The 15,075-nt window shown below is 58.5% G+C and carries 10 protein-coding genes; 4 read left to right on the plus strand and 6 right to left on the minus strand.

The features are described 5' to 3' along the window. Nucleotides 1-157 precede the first annotated feature (157 nt). From WCA10_RS01745 to WCA10_RS01755, 3 genes are all read right to left on the minus strand, one after another. Nucleotides 158-1,057, minus strand: a complete 900-nt coding sequence (locus WCA10_RS01745) for a lysophospholipid acyltransferase family protein (protein WP_472820757.1) — start codon at nt 1,055-1,057, stop codon at nt 158-160. A 129-nt stretch (nt 1,058-1,186) separates the two neighbouring features. After that, nucleotides 1,187-1,876 carry a lipid-binding SYLF domain-containing protein gene (locus WCA10_RS01750; protein ID WP_472820758.1) on the minus strand — a complete coding sequence of 230 codons (690 nt, stop codon included), beginning with the start codon at nt 1,874-1,876 and terminating at the stop codon, nt 1,187-1,189. 524 nt (nt 1,877-2,400) lie between these two features. Then, nucleotides 2,401-3,093: a response regulator transcription factor gene (locus tag WCA10_RS01755; protein WP_472820759.1), complete on the minus strand. Its 693-nt coding sequence runs from the start codon at nt 3,091-3,093 to the stop codon at nt 2,401-2,403. A 497-nt stretch (nt 3,094-3,590) separates the two neighbouring features. On the opposite strand from WCA10_RS01755, the gene WCA10_RS01760 reads away from it, so the two are divergent. Continuing rightward, nucleotides 3,591-3,857 carry an HU family DNA-binding protein gene (locus WCA10_RS01760; protein WP_472820802.1) on the plus strand — a complete coding sequence of 89 codons (267 nt, stop codon included), beginning with the start codon at nt 3,591-3,593 and terminating at the stop codon, nt 3,855-3,857. Nucleotides 3,858-4,085: 228 nt separating this feature from the next. Here WCA10_RS01760 and WCA10_RS01765 read toward each other — a convergent pair whose 3' ends face one another. After that, nucleotides 4,086-4,511, minus strand: a complete 426-nt coding sequence (locus WCA10_RS01765; RefSeq protein WP_472820760.1) for a DUF3788 family protein — start codon at nt 4,509-4,511, stop codon at nt 4,086-4,088. Nucleotides 4,512-4,709: 198 nt separating this feature from the next. On the opposite strand from WCA10_RS01765, the gene WCA10_RS01770 reads away from it, so the two are divergent. Further along, nucleotides 4,710-5,903: a hypothetical protein gene (locus tag WCA10_RS01770; protein WP_472820761.1), complete on the plus strand. Its 1,194-nt coding sequence runs from the start codon at nt 4,710-4,712 to the stop codon at nt 5,901-5,903. Between the two features lie 18 nt (nt 5,904-5,921). On the opposite strand, the gene priA is transcribed toward WCA10_RS01770, so the two are convergent. After that, on the minus strand, nt 5,922-8,408 hold the full coding sequence (priA, locus tag WCA10_RS01775) for a replication restart helicase PriA (protein ID WP_472820762.1): 2,487 nt from the start codon (nt 8,406-8,408) through the stop codon (nt 5,922-5,924). 139 nt (nt 8,409-8,547) lie between these two features. Here priA and WCA10_RS01780 point away from each other — a divergent pair, with 139 nt between their 5' ends. Further along, nucleotides 8,548-9,306 (plus strand): ROK family protein, encoded by a 759-nt coding sequence (locus tag WCA10_RS01780; RefSeq protein ID WP_472820763.1) that lies wholly within the window; start codon nt 8,548-8,550, stop codon nt 9,304-9,306. A 122-nt stretch (nt 9,307-9,428) separates the two neighbouring features. Here WCA10_RS01780 and WCA10_RS01785 read toward each other — a convergent pair whose 3' ends face one another. Then, complete coding sequence (locus WCA10_RS01785) at nt 9,429-12,143, minus strand: TonB-dependent receptor (RefSeq protein WP_472820764.1); 2,715 nt, start codon at nt 12,141-12,143, stop codon at nt 9,429-9,431. Between the two features lie 409 nt (nt 12,144-12,552). Here WCA10_RS01785 and WCA10_RS01790 point away from each other — a divergent pair, with 409 nt between their 5' ends. Then, complete coding sequence (locus WCA10_RS01790) at nt 12,553-15,045, plus strand: ABC transporter permease (RefSeq protein WP_472820765.1); 2,493 nt, start codon at nt 12,553-12,555, stop codon at nt 15,043-15,045. The last annotated feature ends 30 nt before the right edge of the window (nt 15,046-15,075 follow it).

A 15,075-nucleotide genomic window follows, 5' to 3' on the forward strand; every position in this document is an offset into this window, starting at 1 on the left:
TGGTCCAAGCTGAAACAACTCCTGCGAGCTGTGAAGGCCCGCGCGCTCGATCAGCTGGAACCAGCCATCGCGCGGGCCATCGACGCCATCACTCCCCAAAACGCGCAGGCTTTCTTCCGGCACTGCGATTACGGAGTACAGTAATTATGAAAATGCTCTAATACAACGAGGCTTCGCCCGGAGGGCGGGTCTTCCAGCGGCGATGAATCCAAAGCCACTGCTCGGGGTAGCGGCGAATCCATGACTCGAGCACGTCGTTGCACTTCTGAGTCGCAGCAAGAACGTCGGCCTCGGAGAGCCCGCGTTCGGAGAAATGTATCTGTGGGCCAAAGTGGAGAACGTATTTCCTTTCGGCAGGCTCCCAAAGCATAAAGCCGGGCAGGACGGCGGCGCCGGTTTTGAGCGCGATCCGCGCGAGGCCCGAGGCAGTACACGCGGTGATCCCGAAGAATTCTACGAACTCCCCTTGCGGCGGCGTTATGTTGGTGTCCATGAGGATGCCGACCGCGCCGCCTTCGTGCATCGCAGTGAGCAGGCCTCGCGCGAAGTCGTCCTTGTGGAGAACCCGGTTGCCGTGCAGGCAACGGATGCCGTTCACGAATTCATCGAGACGGCGGTTATCGAGACGGCGAATGACCATGCCCATCGGTTGGCCCATCAGCGAGTGGTAAAAGCTGGAGAGTTCCCACGCACCCAGGTGCCCGGTCAGCACCAGCACTCCTCGCCCGAGTGCCTCCGCCGCAAGATAGTGCTCAAGGCCCTCAGTTCGAATCCAGTGCTGCGTATTCTCGCGTGTGTAGCGAGGCATGCGGCAGAATTCGACCAGTTGCCAACCGAGGTGACGGTAGACCGAGCGCAAAATTCTGCTCTGCTGATTCGTCGGCAGATTGGGCAACGCGAGAGAAAGGTTGCGTTCACCCACGCGTCGCAGGCGGCCCAGGGAGTGAAAGACGACCCAGGCCAGGCCCTCGGCAAGCCTACGCGCCAGCCAGCGCGGCATCGATCCGAGGACGCGCGCCACCGCGACTACCAGCCAATATTCGAGAATCTTCTGCATCGTTTGAGACAAACTCAAGTTTAGGACATTCGATCAGGGCCGTGCGAGCCGGAGAGACTTGAATGCGCCTGCAAAAGAAGAGGGCGGCCTGCGCTGAGGCCGCCCCATTCTTGTCATGTGTTGCGCTAATTAGTTGTGCTTCGCTTGTATGAAGTAGTGCGCCACTGCGCGAACAAACGAGACAGCTCCCGGCGGCACGCCCACGTTGCCCTTCAGCACGTTCTGAAAATCCTGCGGAGTGCCATAGTAGGTTTCGGTATCGTCCCTGTTTTGCGAGACGCTGGTACCGTCGAGGCTGATTCCCGCAAACAGTCCCTTGTTGCGCGAGTAGCTCAGCAATTCGGCATTCATCTTCCAGTCGGTAGCAGCCTGTCCGGCGCGTCCAACGGGACCTGCGGCGGCCGAGGCATCGGCGCCGATCTTGAATTTGCTCTTGAGCAGATCCTGAAATCCGCGATTGTTCACCGCCACGAGGATCAGGTCAGTGGACTGGCCGCCAATCTGCAAGCCCCATGAGCCTCCCGCCATGCGGATGAATACCGGCGCACTCCAGCCATGGCCCGTGCGGCAGGTAACCACGCCCTGACCGTATTGTGCGCCGAACACGAATGCGCCCTTGATCATGCCGGGTACCACACCCACGCAGGTTGCCTGCTCCAGGATGTTTAGCGGGATCGTGCTGTCCTGTGCCTGCATGATTTGATCGAGAACGGTTTTTGCAGCTTCGATGCGGTCATTCAAGTCGGATTTCGACGACGCCGCATTGGCTGCTCCTGTAGCCAGGAAACAAAGACAGAGGGAAGCAATCAGTTTCTTCATTCGGGGAGTCCTTTCAATTTTTCCGCACACATGGATAGCGCGGCTTGCTGGCTGCTGACCCTTAGGACAGCGCCGAGAGCCGGAAGTCGCGCCGCGCGCCGAAAATTTCGCATAGAGGGACATCGGCGAGCAACAACATCCGGCTTCAGCCTACAGCATCGCCACACTGACATAATGCACAGAGCGAAAGGAATTCGATGTTGCTGCATCAAGCGGATTACGCTCAGCTATTTAGACTCTGCCAGGGAAGAACCGGTGGAGGATGAGAGGGCTTGCGGGAGAGGTTTGCCGTTGGAATAGCGCGCACAACGAAATTCGCGGCAAAGAAAAAAGAGGAGTTCACAGGCCTCATGGTCACATGGAGCCTGGGAACTCCTTTCCCCAGATCTGCGTTGTTTCTGGAATGATTATTAGTAATGTATCGAAATAGCACAAGAGTACTTAGGTTTTACACTTTTAGTAATTATAGTGTGGGTATTTTTCTGTTTTATTAGCGAGATTCCGAGCGAGATTCCGATGAGTTGTCAGGCGGTGACAGCCTCGACAACATGCATCTGGTGCGGCGCCGGCTTGTACGACCCGTGGAGCGCACGCATCGAGAGCTCAATCCGGTTTTCCGCGCCGACTTTCCTCATGAGCTTGCCGACGTGCGCCTTGACCGTGCGTTCTTCAATGCCGAGTTCTTCCGCAATCTCGCGGTTCGAGCGGGCAAGCAGAAGAAGTTGCAGCACCTGCTCTTCGCGCGCGGTCAGATGCGGCCGCGGGCTTGTGACGCTTGCGTCGTCCCCGGAAAGAAGACGGTCGATGAGCTTGGAGAGCAGCTTGCGCGGAGCCCAGATGGAGCCGGAAATCACAACGTCGAGAGCTTCACGGACGAGACGAGGTCCGGCGCCCGTGTCAAGATAGGCGCGGGCGCCAGCGATAATCGTGTCCATCATGACCTGCTCGTTGCTGTCGGGACCGATGACGACCATGCGGAGGTTGGGACGCTTCCGGCGAATGCCTTCCAGCACGCCGAGCTTTTTGGAGGAACTGCTCCAGTCAATCAGCACATATTCAATCGATTCATTATCCAGATGCTCTTCGAGCGTACCTACGACGGGGAGCAGCGGTGTCTCTCCCGGCTTGGCGTGATTCTCAAAGATGCTGGTGAGGCCTTCGAGCCGCATCGGTTCGTTTGCGACGACGCCGATTCGGATTGGTTCTAAGCTGTACATCACGGACATCGAGCCTCTCTCCTTGCCTGGCTTCAACGAGCGACGGGAGCGATTGGCTCTCGCCGGATCTCTGAAGCTCTCCGCCTTCACCGCCGGAAGCTTCTTGGATATATCCCCTGTCTTTTGTTGCACTTCGCCAGACAGTTGTTACCGATGGCATCTTGGCACTGATTACCTTGAAACAACAGTATCCGGCAAAGTCACTCTTTCGTATAGACCTTAGCGCCAAGGAAAGCAGTTCGCCCTATCTCTAAAGTCACAAAGGTCTGTTTTTCCACCGGTCAATCGGGCCGAATCCGCTGCAAACTGTGAGCCAGAACACATGCAGTGCATGAGTCGTCCCCTGCCTTCCTCGTCACCCTGTGCAAAAATCCTCGGCGCTAGTGTTCCACAAATGAGGCAAAGGCTGTACCATCAGTCCGGTAGGGCGTGGTACAGTCGAGAACAGTCGCGCTAGAGAGGTGACCGCTTTGATTAAACAAGACATCGTGCACCATGTGATCGAGCGCACAGGCCTGCCCCGAACCAAGGCAGAAGCGGCGGTCGATACCGTCTTTGAAGGCTTGAAAGAAGCCCTTGCTGCGGGAGAGCGCATTGAGTTGCGCGGCTTCGGTGTGTTCAGTGTTCGCGCCCGCAAGACCGGGATCGGACGCAATCCCCGCACTGGGACTGAAGTTAGCATCACGCCCGGAAAGGCCGTGCGTTTCAAGCCCGGTAAAGAACTGCATACTTTGGAAACGGGAACGCCCACTCCGAGCGCCTGATCGTGCCATCGGCCGAGAATGACGCATGGCCGGCAAGCCCGACATGGAATCGAGAGATCCAAAGCAAGCGCCTTCAATTTGTTGACGCTTCTGCTTGCTTCATGCGTGACATTTGTGGCCGCAGCCGCTTAAGCCTTCGGACAGGAAGACGACAGATCGTGCTCACTGTAGCGTGGCTCGCGACCCGCACTTGAAGTCTGACTGTGACAGAAAAATTGAAATATCTGCTCAGTTGCCTAGCTTGATCGCGACAATTTTCCGTATTGCGGGCAGATCGGCAGCGCGGTGCACAATGAGACGCAGCCCATTTCCTTCAGGATAGTGCGGGGCCGCTGCCAGCGCTTCAACAACGGCTTGGGGCAGATGCGCCTCCTTCGCCGCTTGCAACGCCTTGTCGCTCAGTACAAACGAGACCATGAAGCAGCCCTCGCCGGGGCCGAGATAAGCGATGTTGCGGCTCTTTTGTTTGAGGCGCAGGCTCCAGCCGTATTTTTTGACAACAATTCCCTTCCATTCCTGACCGGCAACTCCCTCTTCATCCGCCATCCACTTGATAAATTCATTCCAGAGTTTCGCGCTGGGGCCAAGCGCGGTAATGAGTTCGGCTTCGCTGGGTTGGTTCGCTTTGCCACGAAAGGCGTTGCTGTATTCCATTTGTCCACCTCGACGCGCGGCGAAATTCTACCTCGGTCGAGCAAGAATGGCTGTGACAAGAGAATTGGGGAAGAATCCGCGAACGATCACGACAATTTCTTACTTGCGATGTCGCCAGAACAGCACTTCGATCTATATTGTTTTTTTCGATAGTTTTGCTCTCTTTTGTGGGTTGTTGGCGGCAGAGGAGGCACTCCGTTGAAGGTACGCCTGGTTCTGGCTCTCTTTTTCGCGTTGTTCGAATTGACTTGCTCGCCGGTGGTGGCGCTGCGCGGTCAGGACGTTGGCGATAACGCGACTTCCGGCCAATCCAGGCAGCTCACAGATCGCGAAAAGAATGACCTGCGCGGGCCGGTGCGATCCGTTATTGAAGAGAGAGCGTACCTGGCGTGGACCGACGCGGATGGCAAGGTGTTCCAGGAATTCAGGTCGTGGAACAAGACAGAGTACGACCGAGACGGCCGAATCGCTGAAACGCGTTTTCGCGGATCATCACGCGAACACGGCTTCGATGGAACAGAATCCGCAACCCGCTACATCTACAGTGAGAGTGGCCAGTTGTTGCGTAAGACGACTCAAAGCAGCAGCGGTGAGCCGCAGGAACAAGTCGTCTACCAGTACGACAATCAGGGCCGGCTGCAAAGCATCACTGATTCAAGAGATCCCAACAATCCCATCGCTTTCCGCTACGACGCGAACGGGAAAAAGACAAAGATTGCGATCGCTCACCCTTTCGATTTGCCGCAAGGGCCTGACGCAATTTCACGAAATGTAGAGGCTTCATTTGAGTCGGCCGGGAGCGCGGCAACTCTCCCTGAAGGTGGAAGCGCCGTAACCCTCTACGACGAACACGACCGGCCTACCGAAATTCAGACCTGCAACGCCAGCGGTAAAATTGTATCCCGCACGCTGCGCGTTTATGACGACCGGGGACGCATCGTGGAAGAGAAGCAGACCATGGACGACCCGCTGAAAATGATCCCGGCGGGAGACCAGAAGAAGATCTTCGCATCCGGCGGCATCGCGCCCCAGGAGCTGCGTGATCAACTCGCGCAGTTTCTTGGCGGTTCGGAGATGTGGTCAATGAAGTACTCATATGATGCGCAGGGCCGCAGGTCAAAGATGACTCGCACGGTGTTCAACCACATGGAGGAAGAGGTTGAGTCGGCCTACGACGAACACGGCGATGTTGCAAAGGAGTTTTCGCAAAACACGGTGAGTGGCACCGGCAAAGCGGAAGCCGATGGAACACGGTCGACCGAGAGGAATTATTCCTACGAGTACGACAGTTATGGAAACTGGACGGTGAAGAAGAGTTCATCGCGTTCGCTTCCAGATGGGACATTCATGGACGCAGGAGACGAAATGCGACGCACATTAGAGTATTTCTAGCGCTCCATGCGCTGTACGTCACATCAATCGCTGTGCATCAACATCGACGACGATGTTGCGACGTGGAATGCCGGCTTCCTCAGCATGCGCCAGCGCACCACGCAACGCTGCGTTCAGAGCCTTGCGCGACGACGCCTTCAAGATCAGGTGAAAGCGATACACATTCTTGATGCGCGCAATCGGCGCGGTGCAGGGGCCGAGGACACGAATCCCTTCGGGCGTAGTCTTCTGAAACCACTTACCGATCTCGGCGGACCATCCTGCCGCTTCTTCCAGCTTTTCCGATTGAATAAGTACATTCGCCAGCACGCCGAATGGCGGATAGTGCATCCAGCGGCGATACTTCAGTTCGCGCTCCGCAAAGCCAGCGTAATCATGCGTGCTCGCCGCGACGATGGCGTAGTGATCGGGATAGTAAGTCTGTACCACAACGCGGCCCGGCAATTCGCCCCGGCCGGCGCGGCCCGAAACCTGCGTCATCAACTGAAAGACTCGCTCGGCGGCGCGAAAATCCGGCATCGACAATGAAAGATCGCAGCCCACGACGCCTACCAGTGTGACGCCATGAATGTCGTGCCCTTTGGCGATCATCTGCGTGCCGATGAGCAGGTTAATCTCGCCGGAGTGGAGGCGTGCCAGCAGATGCTCCAAATCAAGCCGCCCCCGCACCGTGTCGCGATCCATCCGCCCAATTCGTGCGCCGGGAAAGATTTCGGTAAGACGCTCCTCCCCCTGTTGCGAGCCCGCGCCAAGATAGTACAAGTGCTCGCTCTCGCATTTTGGACACTTCGACGGCACCGTGCGCTTGAACCCGCAGTAATGACACTCGAGCCGCTGGCCGGCGCGTGCCAAGCCGTCATCGTCAGGAGATTTGTGGTGTGTGAGCGCGATGGCGCAATTCTGGCACTCGAGCTTTTGCCCGCATGCCCGGCAGATAACCGCAAAGGAATAGCCGCGGCGATTGAGCAGAATGATGACCTGCTCGCCGCGTTCGATCGCAAGCCTCGTCTGTTCGACCAGCGAGCGTGAGAAGAGCTGCTCCTGCCCAGTCTCCTGAAACTCCTGCCGCATGTCGATAAGCTCAACCTCGGGCAGCGGGCGGTTCTTGACACGGTCATTCATCTCGATGCGCGTGTACTTGCCCTGCACCGTGTTCTGCCAGCTTTCAAGCGAGGGCGTCGCCGATCCCAGAACCACGGCCGCATTGGCGAGCTTGGCGCGCATCACGGCGACATCGCGGGCGTTGTAGCGCGGAGTCTCCTCCTGCTTGTAGCTCTGATCGTGCTCTTCATCGACAAGAACCAGTCCGAGATTCGGCACGGGAGCGAATATTGCGGACCGGGTGCCGACAACTATGGGTGCGTCGCCGCGATGAATGCGGCGCCACTGCTCGGTGCGCTCTTCGGGCGTGAGTGCCGAGTGGAGCAGCGCTACGCGCTCGCCGAAGGCCGCGTCAAGCAGGCCAACCATCTGCGGAGTCAGCCCGATCTCCGGCACGAGCAGGATGGCGGACTGGCCGCGATCGAGCGTACGCTGCATGGCTTTGAGATACACCGCTGTCTTCCCCGACCCCGTCACTCCATGGAGCAAAAATGTATGGAATCCCCCGAGCTGCGAAACGATGCTCGCAAGAGCATCGAGCTGCGATTCGTTGAGAATGAGCGGGCCGGCTGGAGCCTCAATGCCACCGAGCCGGAAAGCAGCCGGCCGTTCCTCGATGCGCACGAGTTCGCGGCGGACCAGGGTCTGAAGCGTTGAGGACGGCAGTTCGCTGCGGCGCAGTGCTGCCAGCGGAAGTTCGCCCCCGTTTGCAGCAAGCTCGGCAAGAATAGCCTGCTGTAGTTTTGTGAGCGCAGGCAGGCGCGTGTCCGGGATGAGCACAGCGAAGCGCTCGGTGCGGCGCGCATCCCGCTCGCTGGCAGCAGTCTCGCGGGCGATCCACTTTTTGCGGAGCATTCCCGCCAGTACTGGCAGGCTGGCGGCCGTGGCCGTGCGCAGCGTCGACACTTTGAGCGATTCACCCGAAGCGAGACGCTCAAGCACTCGCCGCTCTAAATTCTGCTTGTCGACTCGCGCTTCTTTGTTCTTACTCCGCGAAGAATTGGCGTTGAGGATTTCTCCATCTCCGTCGAGACTGCCGGCCAGTACATCGCGGCCCAAATCCGTGATCCGGTAGTAGACCACCCGCCTCACTTCGGCCATTAGCGGCAGCATGCCTCGCAGCACCTCGCCGAGCGGCGCAAGATAGTAGCCGGCAATCCACTCGGCTAGCGTGAGCAGATGTTCGCTGAGCAGCGGCTCGTCGTCGAGCACGGCTTCCAGGTACTTGGCCTCGAACTCCGTAGGTGCGGCGACGTCGGTCGCTGTAATCACCCCGATAAGCTTTTCATTGCGAAAAGGCGCAATTACGCGCGCCCCGCGCGACGCCTGGTCGTCATCGCGCAAGGCGTACGTAAAAGTGCGATCGAGCGGCACCGGCAATGCGACTTCGCAGAACGCTGGCATCGGGAGCAACCTCAAGTGTAGCGGTCACCCCGACGCATCCTCTGTGCGTAACTGGAATCACGGAGTTTGTACCTGCCGGCGCCTTTTTGCTCCCTATTCTCTGTTCCCTGTTCCCTGCTTTTCAGTACAATTCCTGCTGATGACCACCAAGACCCTGAAAGCCGCTTCACCTGCGCGCAGCGCATCGACCAAAACCTCCAACCCCATCACCCTCTGCATCGATATTGGCGGCTCCGGCCTCAAAGCGATGCTGGTCGACGCCAAGGGCCATCCCGTGTGCGAGCGCCAGCGCGTGGCGACGCCCTCCATCCCCACGCCGAGAGCCGTGCTCAAGGGTCTGGACGCGCTGCACGCCGTGATACCCGCCGATTTCGATCGCGTCTCGGTTGGATTTCCCGGCGTAGTCAAGAAAGGCGTCACCTACACCGCGGCAAATCTTCACCCCCTGTGGTACGGGTTTCCGTTGGAAAAAGAACTCGCAAAGCGCTGGAAGAAGCCGGTCCGTCTGGCCAACGACGCAGCCGTGCAGGGCTACGGCGCCATCAAGGGAGACGGCGTGGAGTTGGCGATCACGCTCGGCACCGGCCTCGGCTCTTCGCTGTTTACCGACGGACTCTTGTGCCCTGGTTTGGAACTCGGCCATCACCCCTGGAAGAAAGACCGCGAGTACGAGGACTATCTCGGCCGGCGTGGCCTCGACAAGTACGGCAAAAAGCACTGGAACAAGCTGCTGCAGGAAGCGATCGAACAGACCGCCAAGCTCTTCAACTGGGATCACCTGTACCTGGGTGGCGGCAACACTAAGAAAATCGACTTCAAGCCCGGGAAGAACATTGAAATCGTCTCAAACGAGGCCGGCCTCCTCGGCGGAGTAGCGCTTTGGCGTGAGTGGAAGTAGAGCCGTCGTGCGCTAATCAATCCGATTTCTGAGCTGGCTCAACCGTTGCTGGGCATCGCTTGAGGAAGCAGGACCCACGGCTCATCACCGTGGGTCTCTAGTTGCCGCCGATCGTTATCGCCTTATTCGTGGCGGATGTTCCATCGGATTCCACCCGCGTAGGTCGGATGGTAATACTCGCGCTGCACCACGTATTGCGGGCTCCCATTGAAGAACCCGAAGACCTCGTTATTCAGATTCAAACCGTACGCATATACCTGCAACCCTCCGGGCAGGTTGTAGCTGGCTTGCGTGTCAAGCTGGTAATGCGCGTATAGGTAGTTGTCTCCCGAAGGTCCCTTTACGCCGACCGAGTCCGCGCCATCCTGCCACTGGTATTGGTAGATCATCGCGTCGTCGTAGGTCATGCCGATCCGCATCGAGAACCGCTTCGTGTCATACGTCGGGCTGAGGTTCCAGGTGTTGGGAGCATCGCGCAGCAGCGCAGGCTCATCGCTGCGACCCGGCAAGTCGCGCGCCGTCGAAGACGTGTGGCTATAATTCGCCGAGATGCCCAACCCGCCAATCACGCTCGGCAGATATGCCATGCGCTGCTCGAACCCGATCTCGAAACCCTGCACGTAGGCGCTGCCCGCGTTGATGGGTTGCGTCACTAGCACGCTGGTTCCGGCGGGAACGTGCGGAAATGTCGCCGTGGAGTAGAACTGCTCATAGGCAATCGGATTGGTGAGGTCCTTGTAGAAGTAACCAGCCTGCAGCAGGCCCGTATGGCTGAAGGTCCGCTCGTAAAGCAGATCGTAGTTGTTGGCCTGCTCTGCTTTCAGGCTGGGATTCCCGATGCTGATCGTGACTGGAGTCTGATCTAATGTTGGCTGGCTGACCGCTGCAGAGATGTCCTGCGGATCGGGTCGTGACACTCCGCGCCCGTATACCAGCCGAAGATCCGAATCCTTGTCGAGCGCAAAGCGCAGCGACGCGCTGGGCAGGATGTTGGTGTAGTCCCCACCTGCTTTATACGTGAGCGTATTGGCAGTCTCGTCAAAACTAGTCGTATCTACGTGAGTGGCCTCAATGCGCAGTCCCGCAACCAAGCGCACGCGGCTCGCCAGTTCAATTGTGTTCATCACGTAACCAGCGGGAATCCGCTCGATCAGGTCGTAGTTGTTTGAATTCGGCAACGAGTCTTCGTTGAAATCGAGCTGGCTCTTATTCGATTCCACCCAACCCTTCAGCTTGCCCCAATCTGTTACGGCCGGATATTTTCCGCCGTACGTTCCGTCGTAATACACGGGATCGCTGAACGTGCTGTTCCACTCTAGATGCGCTGCGTTTGGTACAGGAATGGGGTTGCCGCTGTCGTCATTCGGCACGGTATACCAGATGTTGTATGAGTTATCGAACTTGTGCGCGTTGCGAATCTTTGCGCCGAACTCGATAGTGCCGTAGCGCGATCCGAGATGATATTGCCGCCCATAGGAGCCCGACGCCTCCAGGTTCAGCTGCGCGCTCAATCCATAGGTGGGGTAATCAAATTCAACAAAGCCGTAGTTATTCGTATCGAAGGCATTGTCGGCAGCGGCAACTCCACTCCCGATACACCCCGTCCACCCTGGCCGATTTACGCTCACTCCAGGCACGTTCACGCACTGTGCATCGGGGTCGCCCATCCACTGATAGCTAGCTCCACCACCGCCGCCCAATGAGCGCGAGCGCGCAACCGACGCATTCCAGACAATCGTGTTGGAGCCGAAAAGATGCTTGCCTTCAAGATTCAGACTGCCGATGGCCATGTTAGGGCGGCGCCAGTCTTGGCTATATTGAGGAGCCGCCCCATCGTTCATCGTGAATGCCCACTTGTTGCCCCAATTGCGGAAGTTGGAGTAGAGACCGCGTAAAGAGATGCTGGAACCCTCGGCAAGCTTATAGTCGATGCTGCCCGTGCCTCCCCAGCGGGTGCGGTTGTAAAGGTAGTCGCGGAAGTCCATGCTGTCATAGTGAGGCGACGCGGCTCCAGGCGTTGGCACAGGCTCGATATCGTTAATGCCGCGCCCGTTGTAATCGTACGTGCCTCCCACCAGCACGCCGAGCTTCTTGCTTGCCCCGAAACGCTTTCCCATTGTCCCGCCAAATTGATCGACCGTGCGGCCTCCGATGATGTGGGTGTATCCCCCCACCCCGTAGAGAACAATAGTCGGCGTGTCGCTCGCCGTCTTGGTCACCAGGTTCACTGATCCGCCGATGCCGTCCGCATCCATGTTCGCTTGCAGAGTTTTGTTGATTTCGACGGAGTCCACGAGGTCAGAGGCGATGGTGTCGAGCTTGATCTGGCGCACGCCTGATTCCGGCGACGGAATCGACACGCCATCGACCATCGTGTTGCTCAGGCGTGGTTCGGTTCCGCGAATCTGCACGTATTTGCCTTCGCCTTCGTCGCGCTCGATCGAGACGGATGGCATACGGCCCAGAGCGTCCGCAATATTCGCGTTCGGCAGCGAAGTAATGACATCGGCAGGCAGCACTTGCAGAATGTTTTCCGCGGCAAGCGTGCGGTTAATGGCCTCCGCCTCGCCTCGCGGACGGTCTGCCGTTACCTCGACTTGATCGGCTGCAGACGCAACCTGGAGTTTCGCGTCAAAACGAGCCGCCTGTCCCGGAGCAACCGTAAGAGTGCCCGTGTAAGGAGCAAACCCAACATATGTAACCGTCACGGCATACGTGCCCGCGGGAACATCGGTTACCGTGAACTCTCCCTGGCCGTTGGTCGTGATCGGCCTGAGTTGTGGCTTCATTTCGATCTTGGCGCCCTGCAGAACTGCGCCCGCTGGATCCTTGACCACACCCTCTATTACTCCCTTTCCGGACTGACTGAAAGCTGCTGTCGCGGTCAGAAAGCAGAACAAAAAGACAGAACTCAAACAAAGTTTACGCATGGCTCTCCTTGCCCTGTAAACACCCTTGTATGTACGGGCCTCCAAGCAGACTAATTTCGAGATTGTGAACAGGAGTTAAAGTGTGGGGCGTATTTACCTTCGTTTCATCAACCATTGACCTCGGATTCACAACCGGCACCCTCGGCAAGAACCCGTCCGTTTTCGGACACTTCCCTTCGTTTTGGAACGGTCGGAGAAGCCCGTGCGTATCCATGTGTTCGCAAAGTCCAGTAATTGCCCGCATCGACTTGGCGGCAATTTGGCAGCGTACGTGCTTCCCTTGCTATTGGATGGACCCCGGATCTCGAGGATTTTTATGCAGAAACTTGTCATGGATCTTAAGTTTGCCCTGCGTCAACTGCGCAAGTCGCTAGGCTTCACCATCACCGCCATCCTCATGCTCGCGTTCGCCATCGGCGCCACCACCGCGATCTTCTCCATCGTCGAAGGCGTCCTGCTGCGGCCACTGCCGTTCCCCGATTCCAATCGCCTGATGGTGCTGTCCGATCACTTGCAAGGGGTCGACGTTGGCGGTGGCGACGAGGTCGGCGTCACCGTACCCGATATCAAGGCCTACACCCGCGACACGCACGCCTTCACCGCGCTTGGCGGATATCAGGGCGCATCCTACGAGCTTTCCGGCACTGGCGATCCAGCGCAGGTGAACGCCTCGCGACTTACCGCGGGCGTATTCAGCGCGCTCGAGGTCGCTCCGGAACTTGGCCGCGTCTTTACAACGGACGAAGACGAGCATCATCAGCAGGTGGTTGTCCTCAGCGATGCGACATGGCGCAACCGTTTCCATGCCGACGCGAAGATCATCGGAAGCAAAATTCTGCTCGATCGCAAGCCCTATATCGTCATCGGCGTCATGCCCCGCGGTTTTGAGTTCCCACTTATACCCGGACAACTGAATCGTTCTGAACTTTGGACGCCCATGAGCTTCAGAACTGATGAGCTGGTGCCGGCCGCAGCAGCGAACTGGAGCTATCAGATGATTGGACGGCTCAAGCCAGGCATCACTCCCACGCAGGCGCAAAGCGATGCCGAGCGCGTGGCGCAGGAAATCATGCGCGGATATCCCGCCATGATGGCTAATCTCCACATCAATGCCTTGGTACGCCCGCTGCAAAACGACACCGTGCAGCAATCGCGTTCCCTGCTGCGCACGTTGTTTCTTGCCGTTGCAGTCGTGCTCTTGATCGCCTGCTTCAACCTTGCCGGATTAATGCTGGTCCGCGCCATTCGCCGTCAGCGCGAAGTTGCAGTTCGTCTCGCGCTGGGAGCGCGTGCATCCACCCTGGTCCGCCAGGCTGTACTTGAGAGCCTTTTACTCAGCGTCGGCGGCGGTGTCCTCGGATTGATCCTCGCCGCCGTCGCACTTCGCATGGGCAAAAGCATGCTGCCCGAATCCCTGCCGCGCGTAAATGAGATTTCGCTGAGCTGGCAGGTGATCGCCTTTGCGCTTGGGCTGGCGGTCGTCACGGGAATCGTCTGCGCCCTCGCGCCTGCCTTCGCCGCGATTCGCACCAATGTCAACAGCAACCTGAAGGAAGGAGGTCGCACCGGCAGCGCCGGCGGTGGCCATGCTCGCCTGCGCTCCACTCTTGTCGTAGCCGAAATCGCCATCGCCCTTGTGTTGCTCACCGCTTCCGGCCTTTTGCTGCGCAGCTTCGACAAGATGCGTGCCGTCGACCTCGGCTTCACTCCCCAGCATGTCACCACCGCCGCCTACTCCCTGCCCCAGTTGCAATATTCCAAACAGCCGCAGATCGACGCCTTCAATCGCGAACTGCTGCTGAAACTCAGCCAGCTTCCCGGCGTTCAGTCCGTCGGCCTCACAAGCATGTTGCCATCCCAGGGTGTACATAATAACCAGACGTTCGTCGTCGATGGATACGTGCCCCCGCCAGGAGCGAACATGAATCTCGCGACGGTGACCCAGGTCATCGGCAATTTCTTCTCGGCCATGGGCATCCGCCTTGAGCGAGGGAGATTCTTTACCGAAGCCGACCACGCCGGCACCCAGCTGGTGCTGATCGTGAACCACAAATTTGTGCAGCACTACTGGCCCAACCAGGATCCCATCGGCAAGCGCATCCGCATTGGCACACAGCAAATGCAGACGCCGTGGCTTACGGTCGTGGGCGAAGTCTCTGACACCCAACTCCTCTCGCCAGACAATCCGGCAACCGAACAGTACTACATGCCCGTCGACCAGGCGGAAGACGCCGTCGGCGCGCTGGCCCAGCCGGGAGACCTCAACGGCAACGGCGGCTACATAGCGCTGCGTTCGGCCGTTCCGCCCGAACAGATGGAGAATGCCCTCCGCGCCTCCGTTCGCTCCATCGATCCTCTGCTGCCCCTCACGCAGGTACAGACGATGGAGCAGGTGGTGTCCGAGTCGGAAGCGTCCCGCCGCTTCAACACCGTGCTGATCTCGAGCTTTGCTTTCGCCGCCGTGCTCCTCGCCGTGCTCGGCATCTACAGCGTAATCGCCTTCTCCGTCGCTTCGCGCGTACAGGAAATGGCGATTCGCATGACACTGGGCTCGCAGCGCTCGGCAATCGTGCGCCTGGTGATCGAGTCCGGGGCGAAGCTTGCCGCTATCGGATGCTTGATTGGACTGGCCGGCGCCGTCGCAGCTTCGGGACTGCTGCGATCGATGCTGTTTGGCGTCAGCCCGTTTGACCCGCTGGTCATGACCACTGCCGCCATCGGCGTTTTGCTGCTGGCCGTTGCGGCTTCAACGTTGCCAGCTTTGCGCGCTGCATCCATCGACCCCATGCAGGCGCTGCGCGGCGAATAACATTCTTCGGGTGCCGCTCGGAACCAGGTG

Origin of the sequence: Occallatibacter sp., from assembly GCF_049582745.1 — a bacterium.
Classification (GTDB): Bacteria; Acidobacteriota; Terriglobia; order Terriglobales; family Acidobacteriaceae; genus Telmatobacter.

Coding starts and splice junctions, on each gene's coding strand:
- WCA10_RS01745 (WP_472820757.1), bottom strand. CDS start 1,057: ATGCAGAAGATTCTCGAATATTGGCTGGTAGTCGCGGTGGCGCGCGTC.
- WCA10_RS01750 (WP_472820758.1), bottom strand. CDS start 1,876: ATGAAGAAACTGATTGCTTCCCTCTGTCTTTGTTTCCTGGCTACAGGA.
- WCA10_RS01755 (WP_472820759.1), bottom strand. CDS start 3,093: ATGTACAGCTTAGAACCAATCCGAATCGGCGTCGTCGCAAACGAACCG.
- WCA10_RS01765 (WP_472820760.1), bottom strand. CDS start 4,511: ATGGAATACAGCAACGCCTTTCGTGGCAAAGCGAACCAACCCAGCGAA.
- priA (WP_472820762.1), bottom strand. CDS start 8,408: ATGCCAGCGTTCTGCGAAGTCGCATTGCCGGTGCCGCTCGATCGCACT.
- WCA10_RS01780 (WP_472820763.1), top strand. CDS start 8,548: ATGACCACCAAGACCCTGAAAGCCGCTTCACCTGCGCGCAGCGCATCG.
- WCA10_RS01790 (WP_472820765.1), top strand. CDS start 12,553: ATGCAGAAACTTGTCATGGATCTTAAGTTTGCCCTGCGTCAACTGCGC.